We start from the raw sequence: 11087 nt of genomic DNA on the forward strand, positions 1-11087 counted from the left end.
GCCGGGCGCTGGCCCCCATCGACGAGGGCGACGACTTCGTGGTCAACGGCCGGCTGATCGCTCTGCTGCTGACCCAGATCGCCGAGAACCGGGACCTGGCCCGCCTCTTCGACGTGCTGTTCTCCCCGGGCGGCAGCGAGATCTGCCTCCGCCCGGCCACCGGGTACGTCCGGGCCGGCGCCGAGGTCTCCTTCGCCACCGTGGTGGAGGCGGCCCGCCGCCGCGGCGAGTCCGCCCTCGGCTACCGGATCGGCGCCGAGGCCGCCCGGGCGCCCGCGTACGGCATCCGGATCAACCCGCCCAAGAGCGCCGCGGTGTGCTTCGAGCCCGAGGACAGCGTCATCGTGCTCACCGGCCGCTCGCAGGAGCCGGCCGACGAGCCGGGTCAGGCGTGCTCGGGCCAGAACGGCAGGTAGTCCTTCTCCACCGCCGGCACCACCGCGTAGCTGCTCTCGGGCAGCTCGTGCCACACCCCCGGCAGGTCACCGAGCGGCTCGGAGACGATCAGCCGGGTGGTGTCGGAGACGTCCCGCAGGTAGTGCAGATCGGGATGCTGCTCGCGGACCGTCTTCGGCCGGGCGCTGTAGTACAGCGACCGGGACCGGCCGACGCTGGAGTAGCGGAAGCACCACAGCCGCACGCCGTCGGAGACCGCGATCGTCATCTGGAGCGGGTTCTCCACCCCGTGCTCCTTGCCGAGCCGCTCCACGAAGCCCGCCATCCGCGCCACGGCCCCGGGCACGTCCTGGTCCAGCCCGAAGGTGACCGCCAGGTAGAACATCACCTCGGAGTCCGTGGACCCCTCGATGGACGCGAACAGCGCCGGGTCCACGGCCATGCACAGGTCCCGGCGCAGCCGGTGGAAGTCGGTGATCGCCCCGTTGTGCATCCACAGCCAGCGGCCGTGCCGGAACGGATGGCAGTTGGTCTGCTGCACCGCCGTCCCCGTCGAGGCGCGGACGTGGGCGAAGAACAGGGAGGACCGCACGTGCGCGGCGATCTCGCGCAGGTTGCGGTTGTTCCAGGCCGGCCCGATGTCGCGGACCACGGCCGGCTCGCCCGTGCCGTCCGCGCCGTACCAGCCGACGCCGAAACCGTCCCCGTTGGTGGTCTCGACGCCGAGCTTGGAGCGCAGGCTCTGATCGATCAGCGAGTGGGCGGGCTTGTAGAGGACGTCGTCCAGGAGGACGGGCGTTCCCGCGTAGGCGAGCCATCGGCACACGGCACGACCCCTTTCTCACGGCGCTCTCGCGCACGCCCTTCGAGCGTAGTCGAGCCGGGCGCATGTGCCCCGGTGGGCGCGGCGTGGGACGCTGGAGGCGGGAACGCTCCGACGCGTGCGGAACGCGTGCGACGAGGCCCGGACCTGCGTCCGGGGACCCGGGAGGCCCGATGGGACGGGATGTCCCGGCGCTGGTGTTCACCCGAGAGGACCGGCGCCGCTACCGAGAGAAGACACGGTCCTGCCTCGACGCGTTCGCCCGGATGCTGCGCGAGGCACGCTTCGACGCCGACCGGCCCCAGGTCGGCCTGGAGATCGAGCTCAACCTCGTGGACGACGCCGGACTGCCGGCCCTGTGCAACGCCGACGTGCTCACCGCGATCGCCGACCCCGCCTGGTCCACCGAGCTGGGCCGGTTCAACCTGGAGATCAACGTCCCGCCGCGCGGGCTGACCGCCGGGGGACCGGACGCCTGGGAGAAGGAGATCCGGGACGCCCTCAACCACGCCGAGGCACGGGCCGCCGAGGTCGGCGCCCACCTGATCATGATCGGGATCCTGCCGACCCTCCGGCTGAGCGACGTCGGCGAGCACGCCCTGTCCGAGAACCCGCGCTACCACCTGCTCAACGAGCAGGTGTTCGCCGCCCGCGGCGAGGACCTGCGGATCGCCCTCGACGGGGTCGAACGGCTGCGCGCCTACGCCGACACCATCACCCCGGAGGCCGCCTGCACCAGCACCCAGTTCCACCTCCAGGTCTCGCCGGAGGACTTCCCCGCCTACTGGAACGCCGCCCAGGCCATCGCCGGGGTCCAGGTGGCCCTGGCCGCGAACTCGCCCTTCCTGTTCGGCAAGGAGCTGTGGCGCGAGACCCGGATCCCGCTGTTCGAGCAGGCCACCGACACCCGGCCCGAGGAGTTCAAGGTCCAGGGCGTCCGGCCCCGGGTGTGGTTCGGGGAGCGCTGGATCACCAGCGTGTTCGACCTCTTCGAGGAGAACCAGCGCTACTTCCCCGCCCTGCTGCCCCTGTGCGAGGACGAGGACCCGCACGCCACCCTCGACGCCGGAGACGTCCCCGAACTGGCCGAGCTCACCCTGCACAACGGCACGATCTACCGCTGGAACCGCCCGGTCTACGCCGTCGCCCACGGCAAGCCCCACCTCCGGGTGGAGAACCGGGTCCTGCCCGCCGGGCCGACCGTGGCCGACATCCTCGCCAACGGCGCCTTCTACTACGGCCTGACCCGCGCCCTGGTCGCCGAGGAGCGCCCGGTGTGGTCCCGGATGTCCTTCGCCGCGGCCGAGGACAACCTGCACACCGCCGCCCGGCACGGCATCGACGCCTCCCTCTACTGGCCGGGCATGGGCGAGGTGCCCACCGCGGAGCTGGTGCTGCGCCGGCTGCTGCCGCTGGCCCACCGCGGGCTGGAGGCCGCCGGCATGGACGCCGCCTGGCGCGAGCCACTGCTGGGCGTCATCGAGCAGCGCTGCGTCACCGGGCACAACGGCGCGACCTGGCAGTCGGAGGCCTTCCACCACCTCGACGACACCCTGCACAGCAACCGGCACGAGTCGCTGCGCCGGATGACCCGCCAGTACATGGACTACATGCACATGAACGCCCCCGCGCACACCTGGCCCGTGGACTGAGCCGCCCGGGGCGCCGCCGCCGGGCTCACAGGCGTACGCGCCAGCCTGCGGACGAGGTCAGGGAGGCGGCGACCTGGGGATCGCGGACCGCCGAGGTCGCGTCGTTCACCCGGGCCGTCAGCCGGTGCTCGCGGTGGTCGAGCAGCCACACCGTCAGCTCCCCGACCCGGACCCGGTCGCGGCCCGCGAACCAGGTCAGCTCCCGGCCGTCGAGGAACCAGCGGACGGTCAGCTGCCGCCCGTCGGCCCCCGCCAGCCGGGGCACGCCCACCCGCGCGGTGGCACCGGGGCGCAGGACGCGGTCGGTGGGGGTGAGGGCGGTGGCGGTGCGGGCGTGCCGGTGGAAACCGGCGATCATCGCCTCCACCCCGGGCGGGTTGAACGGCTTGCCCAGGGACCGCATCATCGAGTTGTCGCTCGGCCGGAACAGGCCCTTGACGTAGTAGCCGCCGCCCTCGTACGCGCCCACCGTCCCGCCGTCGGGCGAGGGCTCGCCGAGCCACCGGTACCACTTGGCCCGCTGGGCGGCCAGGGCGTCGGCGGTGAGGACCGAGATGTTCGACTCGCCGGGCTCGGGGCCGGTGTACTGCTCGTAGCCGGGGTAGTCGGCGTAGAAGTACTCGTCGGCGAGCTTGCCGAGCGAGTGCCCGGTCTCGTGCACCGCGATCTGCCCCGACTTCGGGTGCCCGGAGGACACGGTCGATATGCCCTCGTAGCCCAGCGTGGGACTGGCCTCGTTGTAGCCCGCGCCGCCGTACTTGGTGCTGTTGGCGAGGACGAGCACCAGGTCGGCCTGCGGTGCCCGGGCCACGTAGGAGTCCACCTTCGCCTGGTCCACGCACAGCAGCCGCTCGATGCCGTCGCACCAGAACGACGAGCCGAGCGCCGTGGCGCGCACCACGTCCTTGCCGGGGTCGCCGGAGACGCCCGAGTCCTGGGAGACGGCGTCGACCGCCCAGACGTTGAACAGGTTGCGGTACGTGGTGTACGGCTCGACGGCGGTCACCTCCTCCCACTTCTGCCGGGCGTCGGCGTGGAACTTCTCCAGCTCGGCCGCGGTGTAGCCGTCCCCGACGACCACCACGTCCAGCCGGTCGGCCGACGGCCCGTTGTCCACCAGCCGTACGACCTCGCCGTCCAGGCCCCGCGCGGCCTCCGACAGCCGCCCCTGCGCCCGTCCCGCACCCGCGGCCGGCACCGTGACCCGGCCGGAGCCCGCGGCGCCGCCGTACTCCGGCCCGGGGACCTCCACCTCGACGCGCGCCGCCGGGCCGGGCGGCGGCGGCCCGGCGGCCGCCGGGGGTGCCACGGCCAGGGCGGCCGTGACGGCCACCGCCGTCGTGACCGTCGTCGTCAGTGCGCGCAGCGTCGGGCGCATGGGGCTCCTCCGGGGGATCGACCGGCGCCGACGGGGCCGCGGCGCGCGATCAACCTAGGCGCCGCCGCCCGGCCCGGGCAATGCCCTACTCGGCCTGAAGGCAGGGGAGTTGGGCGTGATTACCTCTGGGGTAATCGACCCGGTGATCACGATCGGCGAGGGTGGTGCCACCGAACGGAACCGACCACGGGAGTACCGCAGATGAACGCCGACCGGGGGACCGAGCCCACCGTGCGCACCCGCCCGAGCACCACCGTCACCGGCACCGCGACCGCCGCCGCACGGCCCGCGGGCACCGGCCGGGCCGCGCTCTCCGCCCGCCGCACGCTGCTCGCGGCGGCCCTGGCGACCGGGCTGTCCGTCGGCGTGGGCACGGCCTTCGGCCCCGCCGCACCGCAGGCCGCGGCCGCGGCACCGGCGGCGGCCCCCGGGCGGGCCGCCGGGCAGGGCGTCGACTGCGCGGAGGTCCGCGCCGAGGTCGAGCGGCTGGAGGGCCGGATCACGCCCAACGCCTGCGCCTTCATGAAGCGTCAGCTCACCTTCGGCAGTACGGCCACCGGTACGCCGCCCGCCCCGGGCGACCTCGCCCACCCGCGGGTCAAGGCCTACCTCGACATCTTCGACCCGGACGCCACCCTCTGGGAGGCCGGTGGCCCGCCGCAGCACGGCCGGGAAGCGATCGGCACCTCCATCACCCACTCCCTCCGCCTGGCACCCGACCTGCGCTACGGCGGCACCACCGTGGTGGCCGACGGGGCGGTGATGATGTTCGGCCAGTGGAACGAGGTCACGCTGCGGGGCCGGAAGATCGCCTACCCGCAGATCGCCCGCAACCTGCTGGGGGACGACGGCCGGACCGTCCAGGCCCGCCGCTACTACGACCGTTACGTCCTGTTCACCCCGCTCGCGCCCGAACTGCGCCCGCGCCCGCTCTTCGACGGCATCGCCGACAGCGGCCGGGTGACCGGGGCCACCCCCCAGCGGTTCCGCGCGGACGAGATCGAGGCCCGCCTGGCCGCCTGGAACCACGGCGACGTGGCGGCCCTGACGGGCCGCACGGGCCGTGCGCCGCTCAGCGGTCCCGGGCTCACCGCCCCGCTGGCCACCGACGCCGGCAAGACCGCCTACCTGGAGCGCCTCTTCGCCGAGCGCCGCTTCGACTTCACGGCCGGCCAGGTCGCGTTCGGCGAGTCGGTCACCTACGTCGAGTGGCACGGCACGGTCACCGGCCCCACCGGCAAGGACGTTCCGTTCGGCATCGTCGAGCGGTTCGGCCCGGGCGGCGCGTGGGAGCTCACGTTCGACACCCTGCCCCTGGTCGCGGACAGGGCCACGATCGGCACCCTGTTCCAGCGGCTCTCCCAGCCCTGAACCCGGCGCCGTTCGGCAACGGTTGGGTCTCGGCTCGGGACGGCGCCGTTGCCAGGCCGGGGCAGGGGCGGTTACCGGGGTGTGAGTGTGGAAGTCGACGAAGGGGACGTCTTCGCCGGAGCGCCGCTCGACGGGGCGCTGTGGCTCGACGTCCTGGAGCACGACAGCGGGTGCGCGCGCTGCGGCGCCCTGCGGTCCCCGGGGGTCCGGCCCGCCGTGCCGGCGTTCGTGGCCGGGCTGCTGTCCGGGCGGCCCCGGACCTGTATGGCGGTCGCCGCCACCGGCACCGTCGCGGCCTCGGTGCTGGCCGCCGTACAGCGGTGAACCGGCCGTAGGCTGGGGCGGACGCGGCCGGGGGACGGCCGCCGTACCTGGCAGGAGGCGCTCCATGACGGGGCCGGTCCACGGCACGCTGCACCACGTCGAGGTGTGGGTGCCCAGTCTGGAGCGGACCACGGCGTCCTTCGGGCCGTTGCTGACGGCCCTGGGCTGGACGCCGTACCAGGAGTGGGAGCACGGCCGCAGCTGGCGGCTCGGGACGGCGTACCTGGTCTTCGAGCAGTCTCCGGCGATGACCGCCGGGGACCACGACCGGCTCCGGCCCGGGCTGAACCATCTGGCGTTCCACGTCGAGGACGCGGCCGCGGTGGACCGGCTGGTGGACCTCCTGACGGCCGGGGCGGTCAGCAACGGCGGCTGGGCGCTGCTGTTCCCCGACCGTCATCCGCACGCGGGCGGGCCGGGTACGTACGCCGCGTACCTGGCGGACGCCGACGGCTTCGAGGTGGAACTCGTCGCGATCAGCTGAAGACGACGGAGCGGAGCTTCAGCCGCTCGGAGCCGCGGCCGGTGAGCGGGCGCAGCACGAAGAAATCGCCCTCGCACTCCGCCTCGGTGAACACCGTCGCCGTGGAAGCGGTGCGGTTGCGCGGGGAGTGGGCCGGCTCCGACGCGGCCGGGTCGGCGACCTCGGGGAGGGTGATGCACTCACGGCTGTCCGGGTCGAGCAGGATCCGGAAGTGGGTCCGTCCGTCCAGGCCGACGTAGGAGTACTGGAACTCGCCGATCGCGGCCGCCTGGGAGGAGGTCGGCAGGGTCAGGACGAGGGCGAAGGCGCCGAGGGCAGCGGCCAGGGAGGTGCGCAGACGCACGGGGGTTCCTCTCGGGAGCGGGCTGGTGTGCCGGCCGGACGGCCGGTCGCCCCTTTGCTGCCCATCCGTCGCGCGCGCGTACGCGCGGACGGAGCGGGAGCCACCCGAACGGACCATGGAGAATCGATACGCCGCGGCCGGAACCCCCAGGTCCCGGCCACGGCGATCCCGTGTCGCGCCGTCAGGCGGCCGGCAGCGGCGCGAGCGTGTCCACCAGCTCCCGGTGCTCGTCCAGCCAGGCCCGGACCGCTTCCTGCTCGCGGCCCTTGCCCGTGCGCTGGATCTCCGCCTCCAGGGAGGTGAGCTGGTCCTCCGTCAGCCTGAAGTCCTTCAGCCAGCGCGCCACCTCCGGCCGGTCGGCGGCGAAGCCCTTGCGGGACAGGCTGTGGATGCCGTCACCGGTGCCGAAGGCGCCCTGCGGATCCTTGAGCTTGCGCAGGTCGTACGAGGCGTACGCCCAGTGCGGCGACCAGAGCACCACGGCGACGGGCTCCTTCTTCGCGTAGGCCCGCTTCAGCTCGGCCAGCATGCCCGGCGTGGAACCGTCCACCACCTGGTACTCGCCGGCCAGCCCGTACCCGCCGAGCACCTGGTCCTTGAGCTTGGCCATCGCGCCGGCGCTCGGCTCGATGCCGATGATCCGGCCCTTGAACTGCGCCGAGCGGCCCTTGAGGTCGGCCAGCGAGTCCACGCCCTCGATGTAGGAGGGGACGGCGATCTCGATGCTGGTCGGGCCGTACCAGGCACCGAGGTCGTCCAGCTCGGCGCCGTACTTCTGCCAGTACTGGGCCTGCGTGACGGGCAGCCAGGCGTCGGTCTGCACGTCGACCTGGCCGGCGGCCAGCCCCGTGAACAGCGCGCCCAGCTCCAGCTGACGCGCCTCCACCTGGAACCCGCGCCGCTCCAGCAGCTCCTTCCACAGGAAGGTCGAGGCGATGCCCTCGTCCCACGGGATGTAGCCGAGGGACACCTTCCGGCCGTGGCCGACGTCGGCCGCTCCGGTGGGCCCGTCCGTGCGGGAGCCGCCGAGGCCGCTGAGCGCCCCGGCCAGCAGGGCGAGGACGACCACGCCCGTGACGGCGTACGCCGGGCGCGGCCGGTGCTGCCACAGGCGGGCCCCGCCGGTCAGTGCCCGGGCCTTGGCGGCGGCCCGGCGGCCCAGCGGCGAGACCTGCCGGCCCAGCGCGCCGGTCATCCGGTCCAGGTACATGGCCAGGATGACGATGGACAGACCCGCCTCGAAGCCGAGGCCGATGTCGACGCTGCCGATCGCCTTGTACACGGCGCCGCCGAGGCCCCCGCCGCCGACCATGCCGGCGATGACCACCATGGACAGGCCCAGCATGATGACCTGGTTGACGCCCGCCATGATCGTGGGCAGGGCCAGCGGGAGCTGGACCCGCAGCAGGGTGTGGCGCGGGGTGGTGCCGAAGGCCTCGGCCGCCTCGACCAGGTCGCCGTCGACCTGCCGGATGCCCAGCTCGGTCATCCGGACGCCGGGCGGCAGCGCGAAGACGATGGTGGCGATGATGCCGGGCACCACGCCGACGCCGAAGAAGACGATGCCGGGGATCAGGTAGACCATGGCCGGCATGGTCTGCATGAAGTCCAGCACCGGCCGCAGCACGGCGCCGACCCGGGCGGACCGGGCCGCCCACACGCCCAGCGGTACGGCCATCACCAGCGTGACCAGGGTGGCCACGAGCACCAGCGACAGGGTCGCCATGGCCTCGGCCCACAGCCCGACGGAGTCGACCAGGGCGAAACCGGCGAAGGCCAGCACACCGGCCAGCAACCCGCGCAGCCACCAGGCGGCGACTGCCAGGATGCCCGCGAACACCAGCGGGTGCGGGGCACCGAGCACCGCGCCCACGCCGTCGTAGAGGCCGGTCACCACCGTGCTCACGGCGTCGAACAGCCAGGACAGATGGTGCTGGAGGAAGTCGACCGCGCTGTCGGTCCACCGGCCGAGCGGGATCCTAGGCACCGGCCGTCACCGCCCCGGCGCAGGTCAGCGGGGCTCGCTGCTCGTCGCCGAGCAGACCGACGAGCCGCTGCCGCGGCACCACGCCCGCCACCGAGCCGTCGGCGCCGCGCACCACGACCGGGTGCGGCACCCGGGCGCTCACGGCGCACAGCTCGCCCAGCGGCGTGTCCGGCGCCACCGTCGGGCAACCGCACCCGGGCCCGTGCGGCTCGGGCTCCGCGGTGCGGGTCATCACCGCCCGCGCGGTCAGGACGCGGGAGCGGTCGACGTCCTGCACGAAGGAGGCCACGTAGTCGTCGGCCGGCCGGGACAGGATGTCCTCGGCGGTGCCGAGCTGGACGATCCGCCCGTCGCGCATCACGGCGATGCCGTCGCCCAGCCGCATCGCCTCGTTGAGGTCGTGGGTGATGAACACGATGGTCTTGCGCAGCCGCTGCTGGAGCTCCAGGAGCTGGTCCTGCATGTCACGGCGGATCAGCGGGTCGAGGGCGCTGAACGACTCGTCCATCAGCAGTAGGTCGGCGTCGGTGGCCAGCGCCCGGGCCAGCCCCACGCGCTGCTGCATGCCGCCGGACAGCTCGTCCGGCCAGGAGCGCTCCCAGCCGGCCAGCCCGCACAGCTCCAGCGCCTCGGCGGCGCGCTCCTCCCGCTCCGCGCGCGGCACGCCCTGGACCTCCAGTCCGTAGGCGGCGTTCTCCAGCACGCTGCGGTGCGGGAACAGGGCGAAGTGCTGGAAGACCATGCTGATCCGGGTGGAGCGGACCCGGCGCAGCTCACGTTCGTCGAGGGCGGCCAGGTCCTGGCCGTCGAAGAGGACCCGGCCCGCGGTGGGGGTCAGCAGTCCGTTGAGCATGCGCAGCAAGGTGGACTTGCCGGAGCCCGACAGGCCCATCACGACGAAGATCTCGCCGGGCGCGACGCTGAAGGAGGCGTCGATCACCGCTGCGGTCGTTCCGTCGGCCCGCAGCGCGTCGCGCTCCGCGCCTTCCTTGAGTCTGCGCACCGCCTCGTCGGGTCGGGAACCGAACACCTTGAACACGTGCTCGGCCTGCAGCCTGGACACATACACCTCACGGGTAGAACCGGACCGGCGCGCCTCCGCCCCCAGCGGCACGCCGTGGAGCCGACGGGATCCGCCCGCCGTCGGGGCCACCGGTCGGTGTCGACCGGTGCCCTGACCTGCTCCGGTGCCCCACCTGCCCTGCCCTTAACGAGAGCAAACGCAAAGGTGATCTAGTTCACGTTGGTGAGGGGCTGGGAGCCAGGGGGTGATGGCACTCAGGGGCTCTATGACTCATCGCTCGTTGCGTATGTATACGTGCCCAGTTCTCTGGCCGCCGGACTGCCCGACGCCGTGATCGCGGGGCGGGTGCGGGAGGTGCGGCGGGTGCCGCGGCCCGCCAGGCGGCAGCCGAGGCAGTCGGGGTGGCCGCCGTGCGCCCGGGTGTCGCGCACCCGCCAGTCCCGGCCGCCGGCCGGCCGGGGGCCGGTCGGCTTGCCCCAGCCGGCCAGGTGCAGCGCCCAGGTGAGCAGCGCTCCGGCCGCGACGACCGCGAGGCCGGCCCAGACTCCGGCCGGCCGGCCCGCGCAGAGGGCGGCGCCCGCCCCCGTGGTGCCGAGCAGGGCCACCGCCGTGCCGCTCCAGCCGGCCACCGTGTGGCCGAGGTCGACATCGCCGTGCGCGCTCATAAGCTCTCCATGGGTCCGTGCTCGCGAGGGCCTGCGGTTCTCGGTTCGGTCGGCGTTTTATCTCACGAGCTAAGTAACTTAGATGCTAAGGAGTATTGCGGTGCAGGGCAAGACCCGCCCCCCGGCGACGGCCGCGGAGGCGATCCAGGGCATGGACACGTACATGGCCCTCGGGGTCGTCGGTCAGCAGGAGGTGGCGCAGCTCCTCGGGCTGAACGTCACCGATCTGACCTGCCTCGGCTACATCCTGGGCGCGGGGGACACCCCGTTGGGCGCCGGCGATCTGGCCGAGCGGGCCAACCTCACCACCGGGGCCGTCACCGGCGTGCTCAACCGGCTCGAACGCGCGGGGTACGCGCACCGCCGCCCCGATCCGGCGGACCGCCGCCGGGTCCGGGTCGTGCCCGACCCGACGGCCGCGGCGCGGGTCGTGGCGGTCTACGAGCCGATGTACGCGCGGCTCGCCGCGGTGTTCGCGCAGTACACCCCGGACGAGGTGGCGGTCATCGCGGACTGGTTCCAACGGGCGGCCGCCGAGGCCCGGGCGCATCTGGAGGACATCCGCTCCGGGCGGCTGTCGCCGGGCTGAGGCCGCCGGGCAGGGGCGCGGCGGGCCGTGGCGGGGGCGTGCGCCGGCGGG

Annotated in this window: 11 protein-coding genes and 1 pseudogene; 6 read left to right on the top strand and 6 right to left on the bottom strand. The window is 73.7% G+C overall.

From position 1 onward, the window contains the following. A pseudogene (locus EF918_RS37220) lies at nucleotides 1-416 on the top strand (NAD-binding lipoprotein); the annotation flags it as partial. Here the strand turns inward: EF918_RS37220 and EF918_RS25655 are convergent. Then, entirely contained in the window at nucleotides 386-1222 is an 837-nt protein-coding gene (locus EF918_RS25655) for a class II glutamine amidotransferase (RefSeq protein WP_125650948.1), read from the bottom strand. The pseudogene EF918_RS37220 and the gene EF918_RS25655 sit on opposite strands and share 31 nt — an antisense overlap. 170 nt (nucleotides 1223-1392) lie before the next feature. Between EF918_RS25655 and EF918_RS25660 the strand changes: the two genes are divergently transcribed. After that, nucleotides 1393-2871 (top strand): glutamate--cysteine ligase, encoded by a 1479-nt coding sequence (locus EF918_RS25660; RefSeq protein ID WP_125650951.1) that lies wholly within the window; start codon nucleotides 1393-1395, stop codon nucleotides 2869-2871. Between the two features lie 25 nt (nucleotides 2872-2896). Here the strand turns inward: EF918_RS25660 and EF918_RS25665 are convergent, their stop codons facing one another. After that, nucleotides 2897-4249: a M64 family metallopeptidase gene (locus EF918_RS25665; protein WP_125650953.1), complete on the bottom strand. Its 1353-nt coding sequence runs from the start codon at nucleotides 4247-4249 to the stop codon at nucleotides 2897-2899. A 201-nt stretch (nucleotides 4250-4450) separates the two neighbouring features. On the opposite strand from EF918_RS25665, the gene EF918_RS25670 reads away from it, so the two are divergent. From EF918_RS25670 to EF918_RS25680, 3 genes are all read left to right on the top strand, one after another. Further along, nucleotides 4451-5620, top strand: coding sequence for a hypothetical protein (locus EF918_RS25670; RefSeq protein ID WP_125650955.1), 1170 nt, complete (start codon nucleotides 4451-4453; stop codon nucleotides 5618-5620). An 87-nt stretch (nucleotides 5621-5707) separates the two neighbouring features. Further along, nucleotides 5708-5944: a hypothetical protein gene (locus EF918_RS25675; RefSeq protein ID WP_125650957.1), complete on the top strand. Its 237-nt coding sequence runs from the start codon at nucleotides 5708-5710 to the stop codon at nucleotides 5942-5944. Nucleotides 5945-6008: 64 nt separating this feature from the next. Further along, on the top strand, nucleotides 6009-6428 hold the full coding sequence (locus tag EF918_RS25680; RefSeq protein ID WP_125650959.1) for a VOC family protein: 420 nt from the start codon (nucleotides 6009-6011) through the stop codon (nucleotides 6426-6428). On the opposite strand, the gene EF918_RS25685 is transcribed toward EF918_RS25680, so the two are convergent. The 4 genes from EF918_RS25685 to EF918_RS25700 form a co-directional block, all read right to left on the bottom strand. Continuing rightward, nucleotides 6421-6771, bottom strand: a complete 351-nt coding sequence (locus tag EF918_RS25685; RefSeq protein ID WP_125650961.1) for a hypothetical protein — start codon at nucleotides 6769-6771, stop codon at nucleotides 6421-6423. The two genes, EF918_RS25680 and EF918_RS25685, sit on opposite strands and share 8 nt — an antisense overlap. Nucleotides 6772-6952: 181 nt before the next feature. Beyond that, nucleotides 6953-8758 carry an ABC transporter permease/substrate binding protein gene (locus tag EF918_RS25690; protein ID WP_125650963.1) on the bottom strand — a complete coding sequence of 602 codons (1806 nt, stop codon included), beginning with the start codon at nucleotides 8756-8758 and terminating at the stop codon, nucleotides 6953-6955. Next, nucleotides 8751-9821, bottom strand: coding sequence for a glycine betaine/L-proline ABC transporter ATP-binding protein (locus EF918_RS25695; RefSeq protein WP_125650965.1), 1071 nt, complete (start codon nucleotides 9819-9821; stop codon nucleotides 8751-8753). Before EF918_RS25695 ends, EF918_RS25690 begins: the two co-directional genes overlap by 8 nt. Nucleotides 9822-10045: 224 nt before the next feature. Beyond that, nucleotides 10046-10447 (bottom strand): HGxxPAAW family protein, encoded by a 402-nt coding sequence (locus EF918_RS25700; RefSeq protein WP_125650967.1) that lies wholly within the window; start codon nucleotides 10445-10447, stop codon nucleotides 10046-10048. 100 nt (nucleotides 10448-10547) lie between these two features. On the opposite strand from EF918_RS25700, the gene EF918_RS25705 reads away from it, so the two are divergent. Next, entirely contained in the window at nucleotides 10548-11036 is a 489-nt protein-coding gene (locus tag EF918_RS25705; RefSeq protein ID WP_125650969.1) for a MarR family winged helix-turn-helix transcriptional regulator, read from the top strand. Nucleotides 11037-11087 lie beyond the last annotated feature (51 nt).

The organism is Streptomyces sp. WAC06614 (assembly GCF_003949795.1).
Taxonomy (GTDB): Bacteria; Actinomycetota; Actinomycetes; order Streptomycetales; family Streptomycetaceae; genus Streptomyces.

Bases quoted from the DNA above. Each gene is read 5' to 3' on its own strand.
- EF918_RS25700 (WP_125650967.1), bottom strand. From the start codon at position 10,447: ATGAGCGCGCACGGCGATGTCGACCTCGGCCACACGGTGGCCGGCTGG.
- EF918_RS25665 (WP_125650953.1), bottom strand. From the start codon at position 4,249: ATGCGCCCGACGCTGCGCGCACTGACGACGACGGTCACGACGGCGGTG.
- EF918_RS25670 (WP_125650955.1), top strand. From the start codon at position 4,451: ATGAACGCCGACCGGGGGACCGAGCCCACCGTGCGCACCCGCCCGAGC.
- EF918_RS25660 (WP_125650951.1), top strand. From the start codon at position 1,393: ATGGGACGGGATGTCCCGGCGCTGGTGTTCACCCGAGAGGACCGGCGC.
- EF918_RS25680 (WP_125650959.1), top strand. From the start codon at position 6,009: ATGACGGGGCCGGTCCACGGCACGCTGCACCACGTCGAGGTGTGGGTG.